24 protein-coding genes are annotated in these 26,691 nt (G+C 60.0%); 13 read left to right on the forward strand and 11 right to left on the reverse strand.

Features of this window, described 5'->3' with window-relative positions:
• The first annotated feature begins 220 nt into the window (after positions 1 to 220).
• The 3 genes from GVL50_RS22375 to GVL50_RS22385 are packed head-to-tail and all read left to right on the forward strand — an operon-like array spanning position 221 to position 5,684.
• Positions 221 to 1,465 carry an exonuclease SbcCD subunit D C-terminal domain-containing protein gene (locus GVL50_RS22375; RefSeq protein WP_159815090.1) on the forward strand — a complete coding sequence of 415 codons (1,245 nt, stop codon included), beginning with the start codon at positions 221 to 223 and terminating at the stop codon, positions 1,463 to 1,465.
• The gene (locus GVL50_RS22380; protein WP_159815091.1) at positions 1,462 to 5,103 is read left to right on the forward strand and encodes an SbcC/MukB-like Walker B domain-containing protein; all 3,642 of its coding nucleotides are present in this window, start codon (positions 1,462 to 1,464) and stop codon (positions 5,101 to 5,103) included. The genes GVL50_RS22375 and GVL50_RS22380 overlap by 4 nt, the downstream gene beginning before the upstream one ends.
• Positions 5,100 to 5,684 (forward strand): glutathione S-transferase, encoded by a 585-nt coding sequence (locus GVL50_RS22385; protein WP_159815092.1) that lies wholly within the window; start codon positions 5,100 to 5,102, stop codon positions 5,682 to 5,684. The genes GVL50_RS22380 and GVL50_RS22385 overlap by 4 nt, the downstream gene beginning before the upstream one ends.
• Before the next feature lie 157 nt (positions 5,685 to 5,841).
• Here GVL50_RS22385 and GVL50_RS22390 read toward each other — a convergent pair whose 3' ends face one another.
• From GVL50_RS22390 to GVL50_RS22425, 8 genes are all read right to left on the reverse strand, one after another.
• Complete coding sequence (locus GVL50_RS22390) at positions 5,842 to 6,099, reverse strand: hypothetical protein (protein WP_053121152.1); 258 nt, start codon at positions 6,097 to 6,099, stop codon at positions 5,842 to 5,844.
• The gene (locus GVL50_RS22395; protein ID WP_053121154.1) at positions 6,096 to 6,308 is read right to left on the reverse strand and encodes a hypothetical protein; all 213 of its coding nucleotides are present in this window, start codon (positions 6,306 to 6,308) and stop codon (positions 6,096 to 6,098) included. The genes GVL50_RS22390 and GVL50_RS22395 overlap by 4 nt, the downstream gene beginning before the upstream one ends.
• Positions 6,309 to 6,725: 417 nt before the next feature.
• Positions 6,726 to 6,905: a hypothetical protein gene (locus tag GVL50_RS22400; RefSeq protein ID WP_007917967.1), complete on the reverse strand. Its 180-nt coding sequence runs from the start codon at positions 6,903 to 6,905 to the stop codon at positions 6,726 to 6,728.
• 156 nt (positions 6,906 to 7,061) lie between these two features.
• Positions 7,062 to 8,237 (reverse strand): lactonase family protein, encoded by a 1,176-nt coding sequence (locus GVL50_RS22405; protein WP_159815093.1) that lies wholly within the window; start codon positions 8,235 to 8,237, stop codon positions 7,062 to 7,064.
• The gene (locus GVL50_RS22410; protein WP_008088034.1) at positions 8,224 to 8,535 is read right to left on the reverse strand and encodes a DUF5629 family protein; all 312 of its coding nucleotides are present in this window, start codon (positions 8,533 to 8,535) and stop codon (positions 8,224 to 8,226) included. The genes GVL50_RS22405 and GVL50_RS22410 overlap by 14 nt, the downstream gene beginning before the upstream one ends.
• A gap of 154 nt (positions 8,536 to 8,689) precedes the next feature.
• Complete coding sequence (locus GVL50_RS22415; protein ID WP_159815094.1) at positions 8,690 to 10,270, reverse strand: aldehyde dehydrogenase (NADP(+)); 1,581 nt, start codon at positions 10,268 to 10,270, stop codon at positions 8,690 to 8,692.
• 9 nt (positions 10,271 to 10,279) lie between these two features.
• A complete protein-coding gene (gene araD1 / locus GVL50_RS22420; RefSeq protein WP_159815095.1) occupies positions 10,280 to 11,272 on the reverse strand; it encodes an AraD1 family protein in 993 nt (330 codons plus the stop codon).
• 153 nt (positions 11,273 to 11,425) lie between these two features.
• Complete coding sequence (locus GVL50_RS22425) at positions 11,426 to 12,748, reverse strand: MFS transporter (protein ID WP_159815096.1); 1,323 nt, start codon at positions 12,746 to 12,748, stop codon at positions 11,426 to 11,428.
• A gap of 193 nt (positions 12,749 to 12,941) precedes the next feature.
• Between GVL50_RS22425 and GVL50_RS22430 the strand changes: the two genes are divergently transcribed.
• Together GVL50_RS22430 and GVL50_RS22435 are read left to right on the forward strand one after the other, a co-directional pair.
• A complete protein-coding gene (locus GVL50_RS22430; protein WP_159815097.1) occupies positions 12,942 to 14,678 on the forward strand; it encodes an IlvD/Edd family dehydratase in 1,737 nt (578 codons plus the stop codon).
• Between the two features lie 223 nt (positions 14,679 to 14,901).
• Positions 14,902 to 15,621: a FadR/GntR family transcriptional regulator gene (locus GVL50_RS22435; protein WP_053121168.1), complete on the forward strand. Its 720-nt coding sequence runs from the start codon at positions 14,902 to 14,904 to the stop codon at positions 15,619 to 15,621.
• Between the two features lie 261 nt (positions 15,622 to 15,882).
• Here the strand turns inward: GVL50_RS22435 and GVL50_RS22440 are convergent, their stop codons facing one another.
• Together GVL50_RS22440 and GVL50_RS22445 are read right to left on the reverse strand one after the other, a co-directional pair.
• Complete coding sequence (locus tag GVL50_RS22440) at positions 15,883 to 18,267, reverse strand: RND family transporter (protein WP_053121170.1); 2,385 nt, start codon at positions 18,265 to 18,267, stop codon at positions 15,883 to 15,885.
• Positions 18,264 to 19,307, reverse strand: a complete 1,044-nt coding sequence (locus GVL50_RS22445) for a YCF48-related protein (RefSeq protein ID WP_159815098.1) — start codon at positions 19,305 to 19,307, stop codon at positions 18,264 to 18,266. Before GVL50_RS22445 ends, GVL50_RS22440 begins: the two co-directional genes overlap by 4 nt.
• Before the next feature lie 427 nt (positions 19,308 to 19,734).
• Here GVL50_RS22445 and GVL50_RS22450 point away from each other — a divergent pair, with 427 nt between their 5' ends.
• The 7 genes from GVL50_RS22450 to GVL50_RS22480 all read left to right on the forward strand — a co-directional run bounded on the left by GVL50_RS22450 (position 19,735) and on the right by GVL50_RS22480 (position 25,071).
• On the forward strand, positions 19,735 to 20,325 hold the full coding sequence (locus tag GVL50_RS22450; RefSeq protein WP_007917992.1) for an amino acid synthesis family protein: 591 nt from the start codon (positions 19,735 to 19,737) through the stop codon (positions 20,323 to 20,325).
• 31 nt (positions 20,326 to 20,356) lie between these two features.
• Positions 20,357 to 21,190 carry an alpha/beta fold hydrolase gene (locus tag GVL50_RS22455; protein ID WP_159815099.1) on the forward strand — a complete coding sequence of 278 codons (834 nt, stop codon included), beginning with the start codon at positions 20,357 to 20,359 and terminating at the stop codon, positions 21,188 to 21,190.
• Positions 21,187 to 22,668, forward strand: a complete 1,482-nt coding sequence (locus GVL50_RS22460) for an aldehyde dehydrogenase (RefSeq protein WP_053121176.1) — start codon at positions 21,187 to 21,189, stop codon at positions 22,666 to 22,668. Before GVL50_RS22455 ends, GVL50_RS22460 begins: the two co-directional genes overlap by 4 nt.
• Before the next feature lie 12 nt (positions 22,669 to 22,680).
• The gene (locus tag GVL50_RS22465) at positions 22,681 to 23,166 is read left to right on the forward strand and encodes a flavin reductase family protein (RefSeq protein WP_053121178.1); all 486 of its coding nucleotides are present in this window, start codon (positions 22,681 to 22,683) and stop codon (positions 23,164 to 23,166) included.
• A 128-nt stretch (positions 23,167 to 23,294) separates the two neighbouring features.
• Positions 23,295 to 23,699 (forward strand): carboxymuconolactone decarboxylase family protein, encoded by a 405-nt coding sequence (locus GVL50_RS22470; protein WP_053121180.1) that lies wholly within the window; start codon positions 23,295 to 23,297, stop codon positions 23,697 to 23,699.
• A gap of 42 nt (positions 23,700 to 23,741) precedes the next feature.
• The gene (locus GVL50_RS22475) at positions 23,742 to 24,506 is read left to right on the forward strand and encodes a GntR family transcriptional regulator (RefSeq protein ID WP_053121182.1); all 765 of its coding nucleotides are present in this window, start codon (positions 23,742 to 23,744) and stop codon (positions 24,504 to 24,506) included.
• 1 nt (position 24,507) lies between these two features.
• A complete protein-coding gene (locus GVL50_RS22480) occupies positions 24,508 to 25,071 on the forward strand; it encodes an NUDIX hydrolase (protein WP_159815100.1) in 564 nt (187 codons plus the stop codon).
• Positions 25,072 to 25,213: 142 nt separating this feature from the next.
• Here the strand turns inward: GVL50_RS22480 and GVL50_RS22485 are convergent, their stop codons facing one another.
• On the reverse strand, positions 25,214 to 25,510 hold the full coding sequence (locus GVL50_RS22485) for a DUF1330 domain-containing protein (protein WP_053121186.1): 297 nt from the start codon (positions 25,508 to 25,510) through the stop codon (positions 25,214 to 25,216).
• A gap of 68 nt (positions 25,511 to 25,578) precedes the next feature.
• Between GVL50_RS22485 and ribBA the strand changes: the two genes are divergently transcribed.
• Positions 25,579 to 26,688 (forward strand): bifunctional 3,4-dihydroxy-2-butanone-4-phosphate synthase/GTP cyclohydrolase II, encoded by a 1,110-nt coding sequence (gene ribBA, locus GVL50_RS22490; protein ID WP_159815101.1) that lies wholly within the window; start codon positions 25,579 to 25,581, stop codon positions 26,686 to 26,688.
• Positions 26,689 to 26,691 lie beyond the last annotated feature (3 nt).

A 26,691-nucleotide genomic window follows, 5' to 3' on the forward strand; every position in this document is an offset into this window, starting at 1 on the left:
CATGCGGTGTGTCAGGCATATTGAGTTGCAGGATTTGGGGCCGCTTCGCAGCCCAGCGGGGATAAATCCCCTCGCCACAGGGTTCCCTTGCTAACCTGCATCTCCATTCCAACAGACTGACTTCGACCACAGGGTGTGGTTTTGCCAGTAAACTCTCCCCCTCTTTCGCCGCCTCTTCATTCCCGCGCGGCCATCACCTCTTTTTGTTGCGGAGTCCGCCTTGCGTCTGTTTCACACCTCCGACTGGCATCTTGGGCAAAACCTGCATGGTCAGGAGCGCGATTTCGAGCACGCCTGTTTTCTCGAATGGCTGCTGCGCCAATTGAAACTGGCGCAGCCGGATGTGCTGCTGATTGCCGGGGATATCTTCGACACGGTCAATCCGCCGGTCAAAGCCCAGGAATGCCTCTACGATTTCATCGTCAACGCCCACGAGCAGCAGCCCTTGCTGACCATCGTGATGATCGCCGGCAACCACGACTCCGGCTCGCGCATCGAACTGCCTGCGCCGTTGATGCGCCGCTTGCGCACCCACGCGCTGGGTCGCGTGCTGTGGCTGGATGACGGCCAGCTCGATTCCGAACGTCTGCTGCTGCCATTGCCGAACGCCAAAGGCGACATCGCCGCGTGGTGCCTGGCGCTGCCGTTTCTGCGCCCGGCCGAAGTCACCGGTGCACACCTGGGCGACAACTATTTGCGCGGCATCGGTCAGGTGCATGAATGGCTGATCGAAGCCGCCAACGCCAAACGCAAACCGGGTCAGGCGCTGATCGCCATCAGCCACGCGCACATGGCCGGTGGCTCGGTCTCGGAGGACTCCGAGCGCAGCCTGATCATCGGCAACGCCGAAGCCCTGCCCGCCAGCCTGTTCGGGCCGAGCATCAGCTACGTCGCCCTCGGCCATTTGCACAAGCCGCAGAAGGTCAACGGTGAGGAGCGCATTCGCTACAGCGGTTCGCCGATCCCGTTGTCGTTCTCGGAGATCGGTTATCAGCACCAGATCCTCGACGTCACCCTCGACGGCGAAACCCTGGTCAGCGTCGAGCCAAAACTGATCCCGCGCTCGGTCAACCTGCAACGCATCGGCCCGGCACCGCTGGCCGAGATTCTGCTGCAACTGGCCGACCTGCCGAACATCGACCTGCTCGCTGAAACCCAGCGCCAGCCATGGCTGGAAGTGCGCGTGACCCTCGACGAGCCCCAGCCGGATCTGCGCCATCAAGTGGAAAACGCCCTGCAAGGCAAAGCGGTGCGCCTGGTGCGCATCGCCGCTGAATACGCCGGCAAGCGTGGCGCTGACGGCGAGGAGGATGGCACCGCGCTGATCGAACTCGATCAACTCACCCCGCAGGAATTGTTCAGCCGCGCCTGGCTCGACAACTACGGCAGCGAGGTCGATGAACAGACGCTGAAGGACTTCGCCGAACTGCTGCAAGACGTGCAACTGGAGGGCGAGCAGCCATGAAAATTCTCGCCATTCGTTTGAAAAACCTCGCATCGCTGGCCGGGCCGTTCGAGATCGATTTCACCGCTGAACCGCTGGCCAGTGCCGGTTTGTTCGCGATCACCGGGCCGACCGGCGCCGGTAAAAGTACCCTGCTCGACGCCTTGTGCCTGGCGCTGTTCGGCGCTGTTCCGCGCCTGAACAACACCGGCCGCGACGCCAAAGTGCCCGATGCTGATGGCGAGATCGCCACGGGTGACCCGCGCACTTTGCTGCGTCGCGGCACCGGCGAAGGCTATGCCGAGGTGGATTTCGTCGGAGTTGATGGCCGTCGCTATCGGGCGCGCTGGGAAGCCAACCGCGCCCGCGAGAAGGCTGGCGGCAAGTTGCAGGCCAGTCGTCAGAGCTTGCGCGACATCGATCAGGATCAACTGCTCGCCAGCCAGAAAGGTGAATACAAAACCCAACTGGAAGCCGCACTGGGCCTGAACTTCGAACAGTTCACCCGCGCCGTGCTGCTGGCGCAGAGCGAGTTCAGCGCGTTCCTCAAAGCGGACGACAACGACCGCAGCGAACTGCTGGAAAAACTCACCGACACCGCGCTGTACACCCGCCTCGGCCGTCGTGCATTCGACAAGACCAAAGAGGCCCGCGAAGCGCACAAGCTGTTGCAGGATCAGGCCACTGGCGTCACTCCCCTCGCCCCCGAAGCGCGCGCCGAACTGGATGAGCGTTTCAACGCTGCACAGCAGCAACTCAAGTTGCAGCAGGCGCAATTGAAGCAACTAGAGCAGCAACACAGTTGGCTCAAGGATTTGCGTCTGTTGCAGGAGGCGCAGCAAGCCGCCGCCGAGCAACTGCACAACGCCCAGCAGCAATCGGAAGGTCTGGCCGGCGAACGCATCAAGTTGACGCGACTGGAACAACTCGGCCCGCAACGGCACCAGTTCGCCCGCAAAACCGAACTCGATGCGTTGTTGACGCCGTTGGCCGCGCAGATTGCCGAGCACGCCCGCCAGCACGCCGAACTGACTGAACGTCAGACGCAACTCGAGCAGAATCTTGAGACAGCCAAAGTCGCACTGACCGAGGCGCAGCAACGCCAATCTGAAAATGCGCCGCTGTTGCGTCAGGCCTTCGAAGAGCAAAGCACCCTCGCCCGTCTGGCCAAAGATGTGGCCGCGAGCGCTGAGGCCAAAGCCACTGCGCAACAGGCCTGCACCGACGGCCAGAGCGCCATTCAAGCCTTGCAGGAAAAGCAGGGCCAGGTCGCCGAACGCTTGCAACGCATCGCCGCTGAGCTGGAACAAAGCGCTCATCTGGCGCCATTGAGCGATGCGTGGAATGCCTATCGCGATCGTCTCCAGCAGTTGATGCTGATCGGCAATCGCCTGAACAAAGGTCAGGCCGAACTGGCCAACCTCGAACAAAACGCCACGCGCAGCGCTGAAGAGCTCGCCAGCCAGAAGCAACAACTCGAAGTACTGTTCAAAGAGGCCGGCGCCGAACCGGATGCCGTCGCCGAGCAAATCGGCATTCTCGGTACGCTGTTGCAGGACAACCGCAAACAACTGCGCGCTTTCGAAGACCTGTCGCGGCTGTGGGCCACTCAACAGGATCTGGACAAGCGCGGCGCCGAGTTGCAACAACGCCAGCTCAATGCGCAGCAGGAGCGTGAGCGCCTGACCCAGGACGGCGTCAAAACCAAAGCCGAACTGACCGTCGCCGAGCAGACCCTCAACATCACCCGCGAACTGCTTGAACGCCAGCGTCTGGCGCGCAGTGCCAGTGTCGAAGAGTTGCGCGCGCAGTTGCAGGACGATCAACCGTGCCCGGTGTGTGGCAGCAATGAGCACCCGTATCACCAGCCGGAAGCGCTGCTGCAAAGCCTCGGTCGCCACGATGAAAGCGAACAGGCCAACGCTCAGCTAGTCGTCGATCAGCTCAAGGAAAAACTCAGTGAACTGCGCGCCGACGTCGGCGCTGTCATTGCTCAGCAGAAAGAACTGCTGCAACAACAGGAGCAACTGGCGAATCAGCAACAGGCCCTCGCGCCGAGCCTCGATGCGCACCCGCTGTCTGCTCAGTTGCTCAATCAGGACGCCGACAAACGCGACGCCTGGCTCATCCGCCAGAACGAGCAGTTGAACCAGAGCATCACTCAGGACGAACAGCGCCAGAGCGCCCTGCTCACCCTGCAACAGGATGCGGCGCGGTTGACTCAACAATTGCGTCAGGCCGAAACCGCGCATCAGCAAGCCGCGCAGCACCTGAGCAATCAACAGCGCGAACTGAGCAGCGACCGTCAGCGTCTTGACGAAGAGCTGACGGCGTTCGGCCCTCTGCTGCCGGCCGAGACCCTTGAAGCCCTGCGCCTGGAGCCGGCAGCGACGTTTATGCAGCTTGACCGGCAGATCGCCGAGCGTCTGACGCAACTCGATCAGCAAAAGGAAGAACTGAGCGAACAGCAGCAACGGCAGCAGATGCTGGATAAAGAACAGGATCGTCAGCAGACCCGTGCACAGCAGGCACAAACCGCTGAACAGCAGTTCAATGCGCTGGCCGAGCAACAGCAACTGTGCCAGCAGAAACGGGCGCAATTGCTCGGCGAACACAGCAGCGCCGAACAGTGGCAGCAGCAACTGGAAAACGCTGTGGAACAGGCGCGCGCCGCCGAAACCAGTACCGCGCAAGAACTGCAAAGTGTGCGCACGCAGCTTGTGCAAATCGCCGCCGAACTTAAAGCGCAGCAACAACGTTTGCAGGCTCTGGAAAGCGAAGACAAGAATCTGGCCAGCAAGATTGCCGACTGGCGCGCTCGTCATCCGGAGCTGGATGACGGTGGCCTCGAAGATCTGTTGCGGGTTGACGACGCGCAACTCGCTGAACTGCGCCAACGCTTGCAGCAAAACGAAAAAGCCATCGAGCAAGCCAAAGTGCTGTTGCAGGAACGTGACGAGCGCTTAGCCGCGCATCAAGCCCAGCACAACGGCAATCTTGATGCCGAGCAACTCGCCACGGCCCTGACTGATTTGCAGAACCAGTTCAACGTCAGCGAGCAGCAATGCGCTGAACTGCGTGCAGAACAGGTCGAAGATCAGCGCCGGCAGAATGCTAATCAGGCCTTGGCGCAGCAGATTGCTGATGCCTACGCCGAGTATCAGCGTTGGGCGCGGCTCAGTGCGCTGATTGGCTCGGCCACCGGCGATACGTTCCGCAAGATCGCCCAGGCCTACAACCTCGATTTGCTGGTGCATCACGCCAACGTGCAGCTGCGCCAATTGGTCAAACGCTATCGCCTGAAACGCGGCGGCAGCATGCTTGGCTTGTTGGTGATGGACACCGAAATGGGCGATGAACTGCGCTCGGTGCATTCGTTGTCTGGCGGCGAGACGTTCCTGGTATCGCTGGCGTTGGCGCTGGGGCTGGCCTCGATGGCGTCGAGTACGCTGAAAATCGAATCGCTGTTTATCGACGAAGGTTTTGGCAGCCTCGATCCGGAGTCGCTGCAACTGGCGATGGATGCGCTGGATGGTTTGCAGGCGCAGGGCCGTAAGGTCGCGGTGATTTCCCATGTGCAGGAAATGCACGAACGGATTCCGGTGCAGATTCAGGTGCAGCGTCAGGGCAATGGTTTGAGCACCCTGGAGGTGAAATGAATACGCTGTACTCGTTCCGCCGCTGTCCGTACGCGATGCGGGCGCGGATGGCGTTGCGTTATTCGAGCGTGCCGGTGGAGATTGTCGAGGTCAGCCTTAAAGCCAAACCGGCGGAGATGCTGGCGATCTCGCCGAAGGGCACGGTGCCGGTGCTGGATGCGGATGGTCGGGTGATTGATGAGAGCCTGGAAATCATGCGCTGGGCGCTGGCGCAGAATGATCCGCTGAACTGGTTGCTTGATGGCGATTCGCGGATTGCCGAGTTGATCGAGGCGAACGATCAGGGGTTCAAGGTGGATTTGAATCGCTACAAGTACGCCGAGCGGTATCCGGAACAGCCAATGGAGGTTTATCGGGCTCAGGGCGCGGTGTTTTTGCAGCGGTTGGAGGGGTTGTTGCAGGATCGCGATTATTTGCTGGCTGATCATCCGAGCCTGGCGGATATCGCCCTGCTGCCGTTTGTTCGGCAGTTCGCGCATGTCGATCGCGAGTGGTTTGCGCAGACGCCTTATCCGCGTCTGCAGGCTTGGTTGCACAACTTCCTCGAGTCCGACCTCTTCACCTCGATCATGAAGAAGTAACCCTCAACTTCCTGCCTGATTGATCATTCCCACGCTCCGCGTGGGAATGCCTCGAGGGACGCTCCGCGTTCCAATTGGACGCAGAGCGTCCGGGGCTGCATTCCCACGCAGAGCGTGGGAACGATCAACCCTGTGGTGAGGGGATTTATTGTGGTGTCTAGGCAAGCGCATTGCACATCCCAAGCGCCATGCAATCCACTTCGAAAGGCCCAAGGAAATCCGCCGAAACCTTCACCGGCGGATTCCCCGCCATCAGCCCCAGGGTATTCGCCCGTTCAATGTTGTGCGCAATGCTGTGATTGGCCTCTATGGCCCGCGCCAGCCCGCCCACCGAGCCTTGGCCGACACCCAGTAGCGAAGCGCCGTTAGTCATGACCGCCAGACTGGCGATGACCCAAAGTCTGTAGCCTTTCATGCGCCGCCGACTCCTGCGAGTTCAGCCCGGTCGACCATCACGCTCTGCGAGCGGACTTCGAACTGGATGCCGGGATGGGCGACGTCGATCGGTGCGTCGAAGCTGTGTTCCATCTGCGAGGCGATGCTGACGACCAGTACAACGGCCAGGTAAAGACCGATGGCCAGGTAGGCGCCGCGTTTGGCTGAAGTGATGATTGCGCTGGCCATGGTGTTCTCCCGTGGGCATGTTTCGATGGCCACAGAATCGATCAAAACAGCACGGGCAACCACTCAGGGTTTTCCATAGTGAACATCAGCTGCGTTGATTATTTAGCCGGTCTATTTGCGCGTTTGAGAAAACCTATGACCGTGCTTCACGCACACGGGGGCGACGGTCTTTACGGATCGTTCCCACGCTCTGCGTGGGAATGCAGCCCGTGACGCTCCGCGTCACTGGACGCAGAGCGTCCCTAGAGGCATTCCCACGCAGAGCGTGGGAACGATCAAACCACACGCGCACAAACATGTAGGAGCTGCCGAAGGCTGCGATCTTTTGACGTTTAAGATCAAAAGATCGCAGCCTTCGGCAGCTCCTACAGGAGATCGTGTGAATCCCCCGAATGGTGCGGAGGCAGAATGGGACTTTCAGTGTTGGGCTTTGTGATCCAGAGCAGCGTAGAAGTTGGCGCTCTGTTGCAGGTATTTTTGGGTGTAGCTCTGGGTGTGGGATTTTTTGCTGTTGATTTCAACGTTGGCGCTGGCTGGCAGCACAACGGTGGCGGAGATGGCGGAAGCGGCGATAACAGAGAAGAGATTGAAGTTCATGGCGGTAACCCTCGTGTTCGGTTGGCTTGATTGCCCGGTTGGGCTGTGAAGCAAACTTAACGCTCGACGGTTACTCGCTTGAAATGCTTTGTAGCATTACCGAATATCAGCGCGATTGATACAAAGAGACAGGCCCCGTAAACCGGGGCCTGTGGCTTATTGTCGCACCATAAACTTCAGGTCGCTCGGGGCGTCCATTGGCAGTTTCTGCACGGTTTTGCCGAGCAGACCGGTCTTGCTGTCGCGTTCAACGACAACAATCTGGTTGCTTTTCTGGTTGGCGATCAGCAGGAACTTGCCGCTCGGATCGAGGCTGAATTCGCGCGGATGATCACCTTCAACCGAACGCTTTTGCAGCTCTTTGAGCTGAGCGGTCGCCGGATCGATGCTGAACACCACCATCTGATTCGCGGTGCCACGGTTGCTGACATAGAGGAACTTGCCGTCCGCCGAGGTGTGCAGCGCCGCGCCGGCCTTGTCCGAGGTCGGTTGACCGGCGGCCAGATCGACCAGTTGGGTTTGCTTCAGCACGCCATCGTTGTAATCGAACACCGCGACCTGCGCACTCATTTCCATGGTCAGCCAGGCATGTTTGCCGTCAGCGCTGAACAGCAAATGACGTGGGCCACTGCCGGCTGGCATGGCGACGAACGCGGTTTTCGCCGGGGTCAGCGGCAGATCAGGGTTGGCTTTCGGGTCGAATTGGTAGATGAAGACCTTGTCGGCGCCCAAGTCATTGGAGAACACGTAGCGACCGTCCGGCGAGGAAATCGTCGAGTGCACGTGGTTCGACGCCTGACGCTCAGGGTTGACCCGGCTCGCCGGGTGCGCGCTCATTTGCACTACCGGTTTCAGCTTGCCGTCAGCACCGACGGGCAACACCGCCAAGGTTCCGCCCGGATCTTCCACCACCGAATAGTTGCTGACGAACAGGTGGCTGGCGTCGCCGCTGAGGCTCGAATGGGTCGGCTCGTTGCCCAGGCTCTGTACTTGATTGATCAGGGTCAGGGCGTGAGTTTTCGGATCGATCGAATAGCTGCTGACGCGGCCGACCGGGTCTTTCTGGCCCGGGCCGTTTTCATTGACCACGAACAGGCGATACTGGTCTTTGGACAGGGTCAGCCATGATGGGTTTTCGCTCTTCACCACTTGCAGCGGCTTGGCGTCGATCTGGCCAGTGGCGCTGTCGAAATTCATTCGATAGATGCCCTGGCTGGTGCCGGCGGTGTAAGAACCGACCAGCAATTGAAAGCTTTCTGCCGATGCCGTGGACAGGCCCATGGCACCTACGCTGCCGGCCATCAGCAGCGGCCAGAATTTACGCATTTTCATCAGTGTCATCCTCATCATCGCTGCTGCTGACAACATCGCCATGGCACACCAGGCGGTGTTCGCCGATCGCTTTGGTTTCATTGAAATAGCCGACGATCAGCCAGCTCTGCAGCGAGTCATCAAAAGTCGCCGCTGCAACTTGAGCCGGGGTAAATTCCCAATGCTTGGCCGCTCGGCCATCGATGCATTCGATGTGCAGATTGTCGTCTTCGTCGAGGGCGAATTCGAAGGCATGCAGGCCGTCGATTTCGACCATACCGCAGTGTTCGAGGGCGTTGAGAAGGGTTTGGGCAGTCATGGCAATCAAGTCTTTCAGGGGGAAACCGGCAATGATAGCTCAAGAAGCACACTCCCCCTGTAGGAGCTGCCGAAGGCTGCGATCTTTTGATGTTGTTTTTTGAAATCAAGATCAAAAGATCGCAGCCTTCGGCAGCTCCTACAGGGGTGGTGTGTCAGAGGGCTTCGCGGCTTGGTTTGCCGTCAACCAGGCGCTGGATGCGCAGCGGGTTGGCGTTTTTCAGTGGCTCGGGCAGCAAGCTGTCCGGGTAGTTCTGGAAGCACACCGGGCGCAGGAAGCGGTCGATCGCCAGCGTGCCGACCGAAGTGCCGCGTGCATCGGAGGTGGCCGGATACGGCCCGCCGTGCACCATCGAATCGCACACCTCAACGCCAGTTGGATAGCCGTTAAGCAAGATCCGCCCGACCTTCTGCTCCAGCAGCGGCGTCAGTTCAGCGAAGCGCTCGTAGTCCGCCAGTTCACCAATAATCGTCGCCGTCAGTTGACCGTGCAGACCCTGCAACGCCGCGCTGAGTTGCGCCTTGTCCGCCACTTCAACAATTACCGTGGTCGGGCCGAACACTTCTTCCTGCAGGACTTCATCGCCCTCGATCAACAGGCTGACGTCAGCCTTGAACAGCTGCGGCTGCGCCTGATTGCCCTGCTGCGGATTGCCGGCCAGATGTTCGATGCCGGGATGCGCCAGCAGCTTCTGCAAGCCTTTGCCGTAGCTGCCGAGGGTGCCCGCGTTTAGCATGGTTTGTGCTGGCTGATCACCGATCAAACCCGCAACCTGCTGCACAAACGCACTGAACTCTGGCGAACGAATGCCGATCACCAAGCCAGGATTGGTGCAGAACTGGCCGCAGCCTTGCACCACCGAAGCGGTCAAATCGCGGGCGATGGTTTCGGATCGCTCGGCCAATGCCTGCGGCAAAACGATCACCGGATTGATGCTCGACATCTCGGCGAACACCGGGATCGGTTGCGGGCGCGCCGCCGCCATGTCGCAAAGCGCACGACCGCCCTTCAGCGAGCCAGTGAAACCAACTGCTTGAATCGCCGGATGCTTGACCAGCCATTCACCGACGCCACCGCCGTAGATCATGTTGAACACACCGGCCGGCATCGCAGTTTTTTCTGCGGCGCGAATCAGCGCATCAGCAACCAGTTCTGCTGTCGCCATGTGGCCGCTGTGGGCCTTGAACACCACCGGGCAACCGGCGGCGAGCGCTGAAGCCGTGTCGCCGCCGGCAGTAGAAAATGCCAGCGGGAAATTGCTCGCACCGAACACCGCTACAGGGCCGAGACCGATGCGGTACTGACGCAAATCCGGGCGTGGCAATGGCTGACGATCCGGCAGCGGCAAATCAATCCGTGCGCCATAGAAATCGCCACGGCGCAGCACTTTGGCGAACAGACGCATCTGTCCGCTGGTGCGTCCGCGCTCACCCTGAATACGCCCGGCCGGCAATGCGGTTTCGCGGCAGACCACGGCGACGAAATCATCGCCGAGGGCATCCAGTTCATCAGCAATCGCATCGAGAAACTGCGCGCGGCGCTCAGCGCTAAGGCTGCGATACGCCGGGTAGGCGGCAGCGGCAGCCTTGGCCGCAGCGCCGACTTCTTCCAGCGTGGCCTGAATGAAATCGTGGGGCAGTTGTTCGCCCGTGGTGGCGTCGACCGATTGCAGTTTTACGTCGCCAGCGGCACTGCGCTGACCGCCGATGTAGTTGTGACCGATAATCTGAGTCATGGGATCTCCTTAAAGGGTGCCGATGCTGTCCGGTTCAAAAGCCGCTGGAACCGGAACGATGCCGTTGACCAACGGCGCGCCGAATTCGGCCTGGCTGATTTCGAAGACGTCACCCGGTTGGGTGCGAATCCCATCGGCAAACGACAGGGTCGCGGTGCCGAAGAAATGAATGTGCACGTCGCCGGGACGCAGGAACTGGCTGTACTTGAAGTGGTGGTATTCGAGGTTGGCGAGGCTGTGGCACATGTTCGCCTCGCCGCTGAGAAACTCGTTCTGCCAGAGCACTTCGCCGTCGCGCAGGATGCGGCTGGTGCCTGCCAGATGTTGAGGCAATTCACCGGTACGAAGTTCCGGGCCATAGCTGCAACTGCGCAGTTTCGAGTGCGCCAGATACAGGTAATTCTTGCGTTCCATGACGTGGTCGGAGAACTCGTTACCGACCGCGAAACCGAGGCGATAAGGCTTGCCGTCGTTGCTGATGATGTACAGCCCGGCCATCTCAGGTTCTTCGCCGGCGTCTTCGGCAAATGGCGGTACCGGGAACGGTTGGCCCGGGCGCACGACGATGCTGCCGTCGCCTTTGTAGAACCATTCCGGTTGCACACCGGCCTGCCCCACCGCCGGTTTGCCGCCCTCCACGCCCCATTTGAAGATGCGCATGGTGTCTGTCATCGTCGCTTCGTCGCCAGCCTGCTGGTGCATTTTGTCGCGGGCCGAGGCGCTGCCGAGGTGGGTCAGGCCGGTGCCGCTGATCAACATGTGCGCTGGATCCGGGTGATCAAGTGGCGGCAGGATGCGCAGTTGCGACAGCAGTTCGCTGTAGTCGTGGCTGCTGCCGAGGCCGAGGGTTTGCACTTGCTGCTCGAGGGTGTTGCCGGCCTCGATGGCGGCGAGCGCCAGATCGCGCACGCTGCGGGCGTCCTGTACTTCGCGCACCACACCGTTGTCGACCACGCCGACACGGCGTTCGCGGTTGCTTAATTCGAATTGAACCAGATGCATGAAATTTCTCCTATTCCCTCAAAAACATCGCCGTTCCCCTGTGGGAGCGAGCTTGCTCGCGAAAGCGGTGTGTCAGTCACCCACAATGTTGAATGTGATGGCCTCTTCGCGAGCAAGCTCGCTCCCACAAGGGATTTACGTAGTTCCCAAAAATCAGGTGCGGGTAGCGCCCCGTGCGCTGGCGGCGAACTGGTCAACCGGCAGCACGTGTTTGCGTTCCAGTACGCGATAGACAACGCCCGTCAGGATCAGGCCGAACACCATCACCCCCGAGAGGAAATACAGGCCGGAACCGAGGTTGCCGGTGTATTCCTTCAACGCCCCAATCACAAACGGCCCGATGTACCCGCCGAGATTCCCCACCGAATTGATCAACGCAATCCCCGCCGCCGCACTCGCGCCGGCAAAGAATCGCCCCGGCAATGTCCAGAACACCGCCGTGCAGGAAAACAGCGCAAACGCCACCAGACACAGCGCCGCCAGTTGCGCCACCGGCAAGGTCAGCCACGCGCTGAGGAACAGGCCAATCGCACCCAGCACATAAAGCACGGCGAGATGCCCGTAGCGATCATTCAAACGGTCAGAACTGCGCGGCACGATCAGCAAGCCGATGATCCCGAAGATGTACGGCACCGACGACACAAACCCAGTCACCAGATCGCTGCCGCCAAACTGTTTGATCAACGTCGGCAACCACAGACCCAAGCCATAAATGCTCAGCGTTACCGGCAGGTAAAACAGCGCCAGCAGCAACACGCGTTTGTCTTTCAGTGCATGCAGCGGATTGCCGTGGCGGGTCTGGCCGTATGCCTGCAGATCCTTTTTCAGTTCACCGGTCAGCCAGTCTTTTTCTGCCTGATCCATCCACTTCACTTGTTGCGGGCCGTCCGGCAACCAGCGCAACACCGGCCAGGTCAGCAGGATCGCCGGCGTGCCGATGACGATGAACAGCCACTGCCAGCCGTGCAGGCCCAACACGCCGTCCATGCCGAGCAAACCGCCGGACACCGGGCCGGTGATCATCATTGCAATCGGTTGCGAAAGGATGAACAGCCCGAGGATCTTGCCGCGATGGCGCACAGGGAACCATTGGGTGATGTAGTAGAGAACGCCCGGGAAGAAGCCCGCCTCGGCCGCGCCGAGCAGAAAGCGCATCACGTAGAAACTGTGTGGGCCCTGGACGAAGGCCATGCCGATGGTGATCGCGCCCCAGGTGATCATGATTCGCGCGAACCAGCGGCGTGCGCCGAAGCGTTCAAGCATCAGGTTGCTGGGGATTTCGAGAAGGAAGTAGCCGATGAAGAACAGCCCGGCGCCGAGGCCGTAAGCCGCATCGCCGATGCCAATGTCGGCGCCCATGTGCAGCTTGGCGAAGCCGACGGCGGAGCGATCCACATAGGCGATCAGGTACAGCAGGATCAGGAAGGGAATCAGTTTCAGCGTTATGCGCCGGATTAGCCGCAGTTCCTGGCTCATGAGATCGGTCTCCGATTGTTGTTTTTATAGAACCTCGGGGGACGCCTCTCGCGGAAAACCGCCAGGGCCATCCCTCCGTCGAAAACGACTATATAGTAATACTAATTCACCAACAACACTTCCAAACCTAGGATTTTGCGCTTAGATTAGGCCGTAGCTGGAACACTATAGTCATACAATAAGAGAATCGATCATGTCTGATAAGAAACCCACCCTGCGCTCCGCCCAATGGTTTGGCACGGCCGACAAGAACGGCTTCATGTACCGCAGCTGGATGAAGAATCAGGGCATCGCCGACCACCAGTTCCACGGCAAGCCGATCATCGGCATCTGCAACACCTGGTCGGAACTGACCCCGTGCAACGCGCACTTCCGCCAGATCGCGGAACACGTCAAGCGCGGGGTGATCGAGGCCGGTGGTTTTCCGGTGGAATTCCCGGTGTTCTCCAACGGCGAATCGAACCTGCGCCCCACCGCCATGCTCACCCGCAACCTGGCGAGCATGGACGTTGAAGAAGCGATTCGCGGCAACCCGATTGACGGCGTGGTGCTGCTGACCGGATGCGACAAAACTACTCCAGCGCTGCTGATGGGCGCGGCCAGTTGCGACGTGCCAGCCATCGTCGTCACCGGTGGGCCGATGTTGAACGGCAAGCACAAGGGCAAGGACATCGGCTCGGGCACGGTGGTCTGGCAGCTCAGCGAACAGGTCAAGGCTGGCACCATTACCATCGACGATTTCCTTGCGGCCGAGGGCGGCATGTCGCGTTCGGCGGGCACCTGCAACACCATGGGCACCGCGTCGACCATGGCCTGCATGGCAGAAGCACTCGGCACTTCGCTGCCGCACAACGCGGCGATTCCGGCGGTGGATGCGCGACGTTATGTGTTGGCGCACATGTCCGGCATGCGCGCGGTGGAGATGGTTCGCGAAGATTTGAAGCTGTCGAAAATTCTGACCAAAGAAGCCTTTGAAAACGCTATCCGGGTGAACGCGGCCATCGGCGGTTCGACCAACGCGGTGATTCACTTGAAAGCCATCGCCGGGCGCATCGGCGTCGATCTGGATCTGGATGACTGGACGCGCATGGGGCGCGGCATGCCGACCATCGTTGACCTGCAACCGTCCGGGCGTTTCCTGATGGAAGAGTTCTATTACGCTGGCGGTTTACCGGCGGTATTGCGTCGCCTCGGAGAAGCCAATCTGATTCCTCATCCGAATGCGTTGACCGTCAACGGCAAATCCATTGGCGAGAACACTAAGGACGCGCCGATCTATGGCGAAGACGAAGTGATCCGCAAGCTCGACAACCCGATTCGCGCCGACGGCGGGATTTGCGTTTTGCGCGGCAATCTGGCGCCACTGGGTGCGGTGCTCAAGCCATCTGCCGCGACCCCGGAATTGATGCAGCATCGCGGCCGTGCGGTGGTGTTCGAGAACTTTGATATGTACAAGGCGCGGATCAACGATCCGGAGCTGGATGTCGATAAAGATTCGATTCTGGTGATGAAGAACTGCGGGCCGAAGGGTTATCCGGGCATGGCCGAAGTGGGCAACATGGGCTTGCCGGCCAAGCTGTTGGCGCAGGGTGTGACGGACATGGTGCGCATTTCCGATGCGCGAATGAGCGGCACGGCGTACGGCACGGTGGTTTTGCACGTGGCGCCGGAAGCGGCGGCTGGCGGGCCTTTGGCGACGGTGAAGGAAGGCGACTGGATCGAGCTGGATTGCGCCACCGGGCGTTTGCACCTGGATATTCCGGATACCGAACTGGCAGCGCGCATGGCGGATCTGCAGCCACCGCAGCAATTGCTTGTGGGCGGCTATCGCCAGTTGTACATCGACCATGTGCTGCAGGCGGATCAGGGGTGTGACTTTGACTTTTTGGTGGGTTGCCGTGGGGCTGAAGTGCCGCGCCATTCCCACTAAGAGCAAAAGATCGCAGCCTGCGGCAGCTCCTACCTTGGAATGCATTCCCAGTGTGGGAGCGGGCTTGCTCGCGAAGAGGGAGTGTCAGTGCCATATTCTGGGCTGACACTCCGCTTTCGCGAGCAAGCCCGCTCCCACATTTGGCGACTGTGTCTGCCTCAATACAGTGCCGTGCCTGCTATGATGCGCGGCATCTCCATCGCTCAGGATCGCGCCGTTCCCCATGGATTACCGCAAACCCTCCGACCGCAAAAGCATGCACTCGCGCATCGTCCAGGAACTGGGCATGCAGATCGTCTCCGGACGCTTCAAGCCCGACGACAAACTGCCCGCCGAAGCCTTGCTCTGCGAAGAGTACGCGGTCAGCCGTCCGGTGTTGCGTGAAGCCACGCGAGTGCTGGTGGCCAAGGGTCTGGTGTATTCCAGGCCGCGTGTGGGCACGGTGGTCAAGGCACGCCGCGAATGGCACATGCTCGACCCGGACGTGCTGCACTGGCTGATGCAAAGCAGCCCACAGAATGAGTTCTTCAATGTGCTGACCAGTGTGCGCAGCATTATTGAGCCGGCGGCAGCCGCCCTCGCCGCTCAGCATGCGACCGAGGCGGATATTGCTTCGATTGGTGAAGCGTATCAGCGCATGGAAGCGGCGCCGACGCCGGAAGCGCTGTTGCAGCCGGATCTGGATTTCCATAGCCGGATTGCCGATGCGACGCACAATGATTTGCTGGCGAACCTGTGCAATATGCTGTCGGTGGCGATTGCCGAGGCGTTGAAGCATTCGAATCAGCGGCCGAATCTGCATGAGTTGGCGTTGCCGCGGCATAAGGCGATTTTGACTGCCATTGAGAACCGCGATGCGCTGGGGGCTCGGCATGCGACGTTGGTGCAGCTGGATGATGCGCGTAGTGCTTTGAGTGTTGTGCTTGGCGCTGAACTCACTTAACGCTTGAGATCCTCTGCCCTCACCCTAGCCCTCTCCCAGAGGTAGAGGGGACTGACCGAGTTGTGCTTCGTCATACATCGACCTGAAAAACCGAGTCGATTATGGATTCACAGCAAACCGTTCAAGTCGGCGTAAATCTCCAATCTCCCCCAATCAGTCCCCTCTCCCTCTGGGAGAGGGTTAGGGTGAGGGGCTCTTGATCTCAAACAACAAAAAAGCCGCAACCCTAAGGTTGCGGCTTTGTCGTTTCAGCCCTTCAGATCAATGCGCAAACAGCGAGTTACCCTTCTGCCCCGCCAGTTTCTCCGGCTTGATCAGGAACTTCGCCAGTGCCGGCAGCAGCCACAGCGCACCGAACATGTTCCACAGCAGCATGAAGGTCAGCATCAGGCCCATGTCGGCCTGGAACTTGATCGCCGAGAAGATCCACGTGCACACACCAATCGCCAGGCACAAACCGGTGAACAGCACCGCTTTACCGGTGGATTTCAGCGTCTGGTAATAGGCTTCCTGCAACGGCAGGCCAGCACGCAGGAAACTCTCCAGTCGGCTGTAAATGTAGATGCCGTAGTCGACGCCAATCCCCACACCCAGCGCCACCACCGGCAGCGTCGCGACTTTCACGCCGATGCCCATGAACGCCATCAGCGCGTTGCCGAGTACCGAGGTCAGCACCAGCGGCAGGACGATGCACAAGGTCGCTGCCCACGAACGGAAGGTGATCATGCACATCACCGCCACGCAGATGTACACCAGAATCAGGATGGTCAGTTCAGCCTGTTTGATGACTTCGTTGGTGGCTGCTTCGATCCCGGCGTTACCGGCCGCGAGGATGAATTCCAGGCCGTCCTTGTTGTTGTCCTTGGCGAATTCCTGCACGGCAGCCACCGCACGATCGAGGGTCTCAGCCTTGTGATCGTTGAGGAAGATCAGCACCGGTGCCAGCGAGCAGCTGTTGTTGTACAGGCCGTCTGCGCGGGCAATCGAGTTGTTCAGCACGTCGGGGTTACGCGACAGGGTTTCCCATTTCAGGTTGCCCTCGTTCATGCCCTTGATCATCTGCTTGGACACGGTCACCAGGGAGATCGCCGACTGCACGCCCTCGGTGTTCTGCATCTTCCACATCAGTTCGTCGATCGGCGCCATGGCTTCGTAGCGCGAGCAGCCTTCAGCCTTGGTCTTGACCATCACCACCAGCACGTCGGAACTGGTCGAGTAGTTGTTGATGATGAAATTGTTGTCCTTGTTGTAGCGCGAGTCCGGACGCAGTTCCGGTGCGCCCTGGTCGAGGTCACCGATTTTCAGGTTCTGGCTGTACCAGAGGCCGCCACCGAAAGCGATCAGCGCCAGCACCACCGAGATGCGTGCGACTTTCGGGTTGGCGAAGTTCGACAGCAGACGCCAGAACGGATGTTCGCGGTTCGCGTCTTTCTTGCTCTTGGCAATCGCGCGCTTGCTGATGCCGACATAGGAAATGGCGACCGGCAGCAGGATCAGGTTGGTGAACACGATTACCGCGACGCCGATGGACGCGCCGATCGCCAGTTCACGGATCACACCGATGTCGATAATCAGCAGCGTGATGAAGCCCACCGCATCCGCGAGAATCGCGATCATTCCCGGCAGGAACAGTTGCCGGAAGGTGCGCCGCGCTGCGGTCAGGGCGTTATCCGCCTCACTGGATTGCAGGGCGATACCGTTGATCTTCTGCACGCCGTGGGAGATACCGATGGCGAAGATCAGGAACGGCACCAGCATCGAATACGGATCGAGTCCGAAGCCAAAGAAGTGCATCAAACCAAGCTGCCAGACCACCGCCACCAGCGTCGTACTCAGTACCGCGATGGTGCTGCGCACGCAGTTGGTGAACCACAGCAGCAGGATCAGGGTGATGACAAACGCGATGCCGAAGAACAGCACCACCATCACCAGACCGTCGATCAGGTCACCGACTTTCTTGGCGAAACCGACGATGTGGATTTTGATGTTGGGGTTCTGTGCTTCGAACTTGGTGCGGATCTTGTCTTCCAGTTCATGGGAGAACTGGCGGTAGTCCAGCGCGAGCAGCTTGCCCTGATCCTGCGGATCCGGGTACGACTCGAGCAGCGGGATATCAACGATGCTCGACTTGAAGTCGTTGGACACCAGACGCCCGACCTGGCCGGACTTGAGCACGTTGTTGCGCAGCAGATCGAGGCTGTCCTGCGAGCCGTTGTAGCTCTGCGGGATCACTTCACCGCCGGCAAAACCCTCTTCGGTCACTTCGGTCCAGCGTACGCTCGGGCTCCACAGCGACTTCAGACCGGAACGGTCAACGCCGGAAATGTAGAACACCTCGTCGTTGATCTGGCGCAGGGTCTCCATGTATTCCTTGGAGAAGATGTCGCCGTCAGTCGCTTCGACCGAAATGCGCACGGTGTTGCCGAGGTTCGCCAGGTCGTTGCGGTGCTCCATCATCTTCTCGATGAACGGATGCTTGAGCGGGATCATTTTTTCGAAACTGGTCGACGGCCGGATCAGCGTCGCCTGCCAGAACAGGAAAATGCTCACCACCAGACAGATCAGAATCACTGCCGGGCGGTTGTTGAAGATCAGGCGTTCAAGGAACGTCGCCTTTTCCTGCTGAGGAGTGATCAAGGAAGTCATAGCCCCGCCTTCTTATTATTAACTTCGGCGCCGTTTGGCTGAGTGGTGTGAACGCCACCCTGCCCGGTCAGAATCAGGTTGCCGTCGCCGGCCGCGGTGACGGAAGAAAGCGAGATGCGATCCGGACGGTTGAACACGCTGAACGTTTCGCCGTTGTCGCTGCTGCTGACCACCGAGCCGCCGTTACCGACGATGACGATCGAGCCATCCGGCAGCAAGGTCGCGCCGGACAGACCGAACTCCAGCGCACCGCGCGCGGCCTTCAGTTCGACCTGTTCCCAGGTGCTGCCGAAATCGCTGGAGCGGTAGAGGTTGCCGCGCAAGCCGTAAGCCAGCAGGGTTTGCGCCTGGGCCGTGCCGATCACGCCGAACAGCGAACCTTCGTACGGGCCTTCGAGTTTTTCCCAGGTCTGGCCCCAGTCGGCGGAGCGGAACATGCTGCCCGACTCGCCGACGATGAACAGTCCGGCGTCTTTCACCGCCGCGATGGCGTTGAGGTGGAACTGGTCTTCGTTGTCGAGGCGGTCGCTGACGTCTTCCCAGTGTTTGCCACCGTCGGTGGTTTCCATCAGCGAACCGTAAGCGCCCACGGCAAAGCCGCTGTTGACGTCCTTGAACCAGACGTCGAGCAGCGGCGATTCACGTTTGAGGTCTTCGAATTGCTTGGTCCAGGTCAGACCGCCGTCTTCGCTGGCGAGGATTTGCGCGTCGTGGCCGACCGCCCAGCCGTGTTTGTCGTCGGCAAAATACACTGAGGTCAGCAGTTGCCGGCTCGGCACTTTGGCCTGCTTCCAGGTTTTGCCCTGGTCATCGGAATAGACGATGTGCCCGCGATCCCCGACCGCGACCAGACGCGCACCGGCGTGGACGACATCAAGAATCAGGCTTTTTGCGGCTTTGCTGGATTCGGTGGCATAGACCACGTCGGCCGGGGCCTCAGCGGCAATCACGGGTGCCGACAACGTGGCAAAGCCCAGCAGAGAGAGTGCTGTGGCCAGCAACGCGGTGTTGCGTAACGCCGGCGGGCGGCAACGACTCATAGACCTTCCCCTATTTATTATTGTTAGGCCATTTGGCCTTCAAGGGCGCCGCAAGTGTGCTCCGCTGATGGCAGATCAGAAGCATAGTCCTGAAACCCGCAATCCAGAGCCACTTCGGAAGCTGGCTCATCCTATCGGGCTTTAGAAACGTCTGACAATCGGCGCCACGTTATCTTTTGTTAACCGCGCGGGATAAACGCATAACCCTGTAGGAGCTGACGAGTGAAACGAGGCTGCGATCTTTTGATCCTGGCCTTTAAAGATCAAAAGATCGCAGCGTGCCGCAGCTCCTACAGGGATTTCGCGTTGTGATGACCGAGGATTCGTCGGATGGATGAGGGGAATCTTGCGAGTGGGACTTGCACGATCGGTATTATGGTATACCATCAGACGCACAGACACTTTCAATCCTCCTACGGAGCAGCTCATGAGTTTCGAAATTCGCAAGATCGTCAGCTATGTCGAAGAAACCTTCATCGAAGGCGGCAAAGCCACTGACAAGCCAGTGACCATGGTCGGCCTCGCCGTGGTGATGAAAAACCCTTGGGTGGGCAACGGTTTCGTCGAAGACCTCAAACCGCAGATCCGCGCCAACTGCTCCGACCTCGGTGCGCTGATGGTTGAGCGTCTGGTCGGCATCATCGGCGGTGCGGAAAAAATCGAGGCCTACGGCAAAGCCGCCGTGGTCGGTGCTGATGGCGAGATCGAACACGCCTCCGCCGTGATCCACACCCTGCGCTTCGGCAACCACTACCGCGAAGCCGTCAACGCCAAAAGCTACCTGAGCTTCACCAACAAGCGCGGCGGCCCGGGCACTTCGATTCAGATCCCGATGATGCACAAGGACGACGAAGGTCAGCGTTCGCACTACATCACCCTGGAAATGCAGATCGAAGACGCGCCGCGTGCCGACGAAATCGTTGTCGTGCTGGGTTGCGCCGACGGTGGTCGCCTGCACCCGCGCATCGGCAACCGCTACATCGATCTGGAAGAACTGGCCGCCGAAAAAGCCCAGTAATCACAATAAAAAGGCATTGCAGGAGCGCTCCATGATTCGGCTCACCGCTGAACTCACCCCGGCTGGCACCAGTTACCTGGCGACCGGCCAAGGCCAGCCCGTGGTTTTGATCCACGGCGTGGGCCTGAACAAAGAAATGTGGGGCGGCCAGATTGTCGGCCTGTCCAGCCAATACCGGGTGATCGCCTACGACATGCTCGGCCATGGCGCCAGCCCGCGACCGGCCAGTGGCACCAACCTGCTCGGTTACGCCGACCAGTTGCTGGAGTTGCTCGATCACTTGAATTTGCCGCAGGCAGCGGTGATCGGCTTCTCCATGGGCGGTCTGGTCGCGCGGGCCTTTGCCCTGCATTACCCGGAGCGCCTGCAAAGCCTGGTGGTGTTGAACAGTGTGTTCAACCGCAGCGAAGAACAGCGAGCCGGCGTCATTGCTCGCACCGCGCAAGCAGCCGAGCACGGCCCCGACGCCAATGCCGAAGCGGCGCTGTCACGCTGGTTCAGCCGCGAGTATCAGGCAGCCAACCCGGCGCAGATCGCGGCGATCCGTCAGACCCTCGCCGGTAATGATCCGCAAGGCTACCTGACCACTTATGAATTGTTCGCCACCCAAGACATGTACCGCGTTGACGACTTGGGCAGTATTCAAGCGCCGACGCTGATCGCCACCGGCGAACTCGACCCGGGTTCAACCCCGGAAATGGCCGAGCAACTGGCCCGACGCATCCCCGGTGCGAAGGTTGCCGTGCTGGCCGAGCAACGGCATATGATGCCCGTAGAGTCGCCGCGTCTGGTCAATCAGACGCTGCTGGAATTTCTCGAATTCGCACACTCCCGACAAAACCCTATACAGGGGATCGTTGCATGACACTCGCACGCTTCCAGATGTGCATCGGCGGGGAATGGGTCGACGCCCTCTCCGGCAAGACTTTCGAAAGCCTCAACCCGGCCTCCGCGCAAGCCTGGGCAGAATTGCCTGACGCTGATGAAGCGGACGTCGAACGCGCCGTGCAAGCGGCACAGACTGCTTTCGACAGCCCGGCATGGCGCGGCCTGACCGCCACCGCACGGGGCAAGTTGCTGCGCCGTCTCGGTGACTTGATCGCCGAAAATAAAGAACAACTGGCGCAGCTGGAAAGCCGCGACAACGGCAAACTGATCCGCGAAACCCGTGGACAGGTCAGCTATCTGCCCGAATTTTTCCACTACACCGCCGGTCTTGCCGACAAGCTCGAAGGCGGCACGCTGCCGCTGGATAAGCCCGATCTGTTCGCCTACACCGTGCACGAAGCGATGGGTGTGGTCGCGGCGATCATTCCGTGGAACAGCCCGCTGTATCTGACCGCGATCAAACTCGCCCCGGCCCTCGCCGCTGGCAACACGATTGTGATCAAACCATCCGAGCACGCCTCGGCGACGATTCTGGAACTGGCGCGTCTGGCCCTCGAAGCCGGGATTCCGCCGGGTGTGGTCAACGTCGTCACCGGTTACGGCCCGAGCACCGGCGCCGCCCTCACCCGCCATCCGCTGATCCGCAAAATCGCCTTCACCGGCGGCGCAGCGACGGCACGGCATGTGGTGCGTAGCAGCGCCGAGAACTTCGCCAAGCTGTCGCTGGAACTGGGCGGCAAGTCGCCGAACATCATCTTCGCCGACGCCGATCTCGACAGCGCGATCAACGGCGCGATTGCCGGGATTTATGCGGCGTCCGGGCAGAGTTGCGTGTCTGGCTCGCGGCTGTTGGTGCAGGATGAAATCTACGACGAATTCGTCAATCGCCTGGTCGAACGCGCCCAGCGCATTCGCATCGGCAACCCGCAGGAAGACGCCAGTGAAATGGGGCCGATGGCCACCGCGCAGCAACTGGCGGTGGTCGAAGGTCTGGTCGCTGATGCCATCGCTGAGGGCGCGCGGTTGCGCACTGGCGGCAAGCGGCCGACCGATCTCGGTGACGGCTGGTTCTACGAGCCAACGCTGTTCGAATGCGACCGCAATTCGATGAAGATCATGCAGGAAGAAGTCTTTGGCCCGGTGGCTTCGGTCATTCGCTTTAAAGATGAAGCCGAGGCGCTGGCCATCGCCAACGACTCGCAGTTCGGCCTTGCCGCCGGCATCTGGACGCGTGATTTGGGCCGGGCGCATCGCCTCGCTCGCGATGTGCGCTCGGGGATTATCTGGGTCAACACTTACCGCGCGGTGTCGGCGATGGCGCCGATCGGCGGCTTCAAGAACAGTGGCTATGGACGCGAAAGCGGCATCGATTCGGTGCTGGCCTACACCGAACTGAAAACGGTGTGGATCAACTTGTCTCAGGCGCCAATGCCTGATCCGTTTGTGATGCGCTAGGAGTCCTGCGAAATGATCGAACCCGGCATTTACAAAGACGTCATGAGTTCGTTTCCGTCCGGCGTCACGGTGGTTACCACTGTTGACCCGGAGGGCGGCATTGTCGGCATCACCGCCAGCGCTTTTAGTGCGCTGTCGATTGACCCGGCGCTGGTGCTGTTCTGCCCTAACTACGCCTCCGACACCTATCCGATTCTGCGTGACAGCAAGAAGTTTGCGATTCATTTGCTGTCGGCTGACCAGACGGCTGAGGCCTATGCCTTTGCCGGTAAAGGCAAGGACAAGGCGGCCGGTATCGAGTGGCATTTGAGCGAACTCGGTAACCCGATTCTCGCCAAAGCCACCGCGATCATCGAGTGCGAGTTGTGGCGCGAATATGACGGCGGCGATCACGCGATCATCGTTGGCGCAGTGAAGAATCTGATCCTGCCCGCGCAACCGGTGACACCGATGATCTACCACAAAGGCAAGCTCGGCCCGTTGCCGACACTGGCCTGATTGCCACACACGATTCCCTGTAGGAGCTGCCGAAGGCTGCGATCTTTTGACTTTGATTTTCAAGAGCAAGATCAAAAGATCGCAGCCTTCGGCAGCTCCTACAGGGAAATTGGGTGATGGGAGGAATGATGAGTAACGAGAAGTATGAAAAAGGCCTGAAGATCCGCACTCAGGTGCTGGGCGAAGCCTACGTGCAGCGTTCGATAGACAACGCCGACGACTTCACCCGCCCGCTGCAGGAAATGGTCACCGAATACTGCTGGGGCCATGTCTGGGGTCGTGAAGGTTTGTCGCTCAAGGAGCGCAGCATGATCAACCTGGCGATGATCTCGGCGCTCAACCGTCCGCACGAACTCAAGCTGCATGTGCGTGGCGCCTTGCGTAACGGCCTGAGTCGTGAGCAAATACGCGAAATTCTGCTTCAGGTCGGCATTTATTGCGGCGTTCCGGCAGCCGTGGACAGTTTCCGGCTGGCCCGTGAAGCCTTCGCCGAAGCCGACGCCGAAGCCCCAGTTAACCCCTCGGCTGTTTAGATGCCCGTCTGGCATGGACAGCCAACCGAAAGAGCGGATCCCATGAAACGCCAGCCACTCGACGACAGCTTCAAGGTCAATCGCAACCCCGTTACCCTGCGCGAAATCGTGCTGGATAAACTGCGTAGCGCGATCATGAATTTCCAGCTCATGCCCGGTGATCGTCTGGTCGAGCGCGATCTGTGCGATCGCCTTGGCGTCAGCCGCACCTCCGTACGCGAGGCCTTGCGTCACCTGGAATCCGAAGGTCTGGTCGAGTTCGCCGATGCCAAAGGCCCGCGCGTAGCGATCATCACCCTCGCCGATGCCGTCGATATCTACGAATTGCGTTGCGTGCTGGAAGGTTTGATCGTTCAGCTGTTCACCTTGCGCGCCAAGGCCAAAGACATCAAAGCCTTGGAAAAAGCCCTCGACGAGAACCGCAAGGCGCTCAAGGACGGCGAGTTGCAGCAGGTGATCGACTCGGTGCAAGGTTTCTACGACGTGCTGCTCGAAGGCTCGGGCAACCATGTTGCGGCGACTCAGTTGCGGCAGTTGCAGGCACGCATCAGCTACCTGCGTGCGACTTCGGTGTCGCAGGAAAACCGGCGCGGCGCGAGTAATCAGGAAATGGAAAAAATGGTCGAGGCGATCAAGAGCGGCGATCCGCTGGTGGCGCATCAGGCCTGTGTTGATCACGTTCGCGCTGCTGCTGCGGTAGCGCTCGACTATCTCAAGCGCAAACAGGAAGAGACCGGCTCTGTCGTTAAAGGCACGCCGGCGATGACCCTGCCTATCGCGCTGAAAGAACCCCGTATAGGTCACTGATATGTTCAGCCCGAGCTATTGCCCGAAATGCGGTGGCCCTGACCTCGGTCAGCAGATACCGGCGGGCGATACGCACGAGCGCCTGATGTGTCGCGGCTGCGGCTACATCCACTACGTCAATCCGAAGATCATTGCCGGCTGCATCATCGAGCAGGACGGCAAATATCTGCTGTGCCAACGGGCGATCCCGCCGCGCCCGGGCACCTGGACGCTGCCCGCCGGTTTTATGGAAAGCGGCGAGACCACTGAGCAAGCGGCCATTCGTGAAGTCTGGGAAGAAAGCGGCGTGCGCGCGGAAATCGTTTCGCCGTATTCGATTTTCAGCGTGCCGAAGATCAGCGAGGTGTACATCATCTTCCGCGCGATCGCCCTGGAGATTACCGGGCAGTTCGGACCGGAGACCATGGATTACAAGTTCTTCGCGCCGGAAGACATTCCGTGGGAGCAGATTTACTACCCGGCGATCCGGCAGATTCTTGAGCGCTATATCGAAGAGCGCCTGGCTGGGGTGTATGGGATTTACATGGGCAATGACGATAGCGGCAAGATTCACTTTATCCGCTGATCACATTGATTGTTCCCATGCTCCGCGTGGGAACGCCTCCTCGGACGCTCCGCGTTCGGCTCTAAAAGGGACGCGGAGCGTGGGAACGATCAATCAAAAGATCGCAGCCTTCGGCAGCTCCTACAGGGGTTCACGGTGAGTCTTAAATTGGGGCGATGCCTTCGACGATGATGATCTCCGCCTTCGCCCATTCTTCGCGATAACTCTTCGCCTCCTGATACGCCGCCGAGTGGTAGCACGCCACGGCTTTTTCGTAGCTCTCAAACTCAATCACCACGCTGCGCTGTGGCGTCTTGCGCCCTTCCATCGCTTCGCTGCGCCCGCCCCTCGCCAGAAATTTCGCGCCGAACGCTGCGAAAGCCGCCGGGGCGCGCTGGGTGTATTGGCTGTAGTGATCGGCATCGGCGATGTCCACATGAGCAATCCAGTACGCCTTCATAGTGACCTCTTTGTTGATTTTGTATTATGGTATACCAATATATTTCCAACGAACCCTGAGAGTCCAGCATGGCCTTCAATAGCATCGAAGAAATCATCGAAGATTATCGTCTCGGCAAAACGGTTTTGCTGGTCGATGACGAAGACCGCGAAAACGAAGGCGACCTGTTGCTGGCCGCCGACCGTTGCACGCCAGAAGCGATCAGCTTTATGGCCCGTGAAGCACGCGGGCTGATTTGCCTGACGCTGACCGACGAGCATTGCCAGCGTCTGGGACTGGAGCAAATGGTGCCGGCCAACGGCAGCGTGTTCAGCACCGCGTTTACCGTGTCGATTGAAGCGGCAGTTGGCGTGACCACCGGTATCTCGGCAGCGGATCGCGCCTGCACCGTTGCCGCCGCTGTCGCGCCGAATGCCCGCGCCGAAGACTTGGTGCAGCCGGGCCATATCTTCCCGCTGCGCGCCAAGGAAGGTGGCGTGCTGACCCGCGCCGGGCATACCGAAGCGGGGTGTGATTTGGCACGCCTCGCCGGGTTTACGCCGGCATCGGTGATCGTCGAGGTGATGAATGACGACGGCACCATGGCGCGACGTCCGGATCTGGAAGTGTTTGCGCGCAAGCACGGGATCAAGATCGGCACCATCGCCGACCTCATCCACTATCGCCTGAGCACCGAACACACCATCGAGCGGATTGGCGAACGTGAGCTGCCGACGGTGCATGGCACGTTCCGTTTGATCACCTTTGAGGATCGCATCGAGGGCGGCGTGCACATGGCGATGGTCATGGGCGATCTGCGCCGCGAAGAGCCGACGCTGGTGCGTGTGCACGTGATTGATCCGCTGCGGGATCTGGTTGGCGCGGAATACAGCGGGCCGGCGAACTGGACGTTGTGGGCGGCGTTGCAACGGGTCGCGGCTGAGGGGCATGGGGTTGTGGTGGTGTTGGCCAATCACGAGTCGTCGCAGGCGCTGCTGGAGCGCGTGCCGCAATTGACCCAGCCGCCGCGGCAGTTCAGTCGCTCGCAGTCGCGGATTTATTCCGAGGTGGGGACTGGGGCGCAGATTTTGCAGAATCTTGGGGTGGGTAAGCTGCGGCATCTTGGGCCGCCGCTTAAGTACGCCGGCCTAACCGGGTATGACCTGGAAGTCGTCGAAAGCATTCCCTTCACCGAATAACCC

Source organism: Pseudomonas sp. 18058, assembly GCF_902706155.1.
Lineage (GTDB): Bacteria > Pseudomonadota > Gammaproteobacteria > Pseudomonadales > Pseudomonadaceae > Aquipseudomonas > Aquipseudomonas rustica.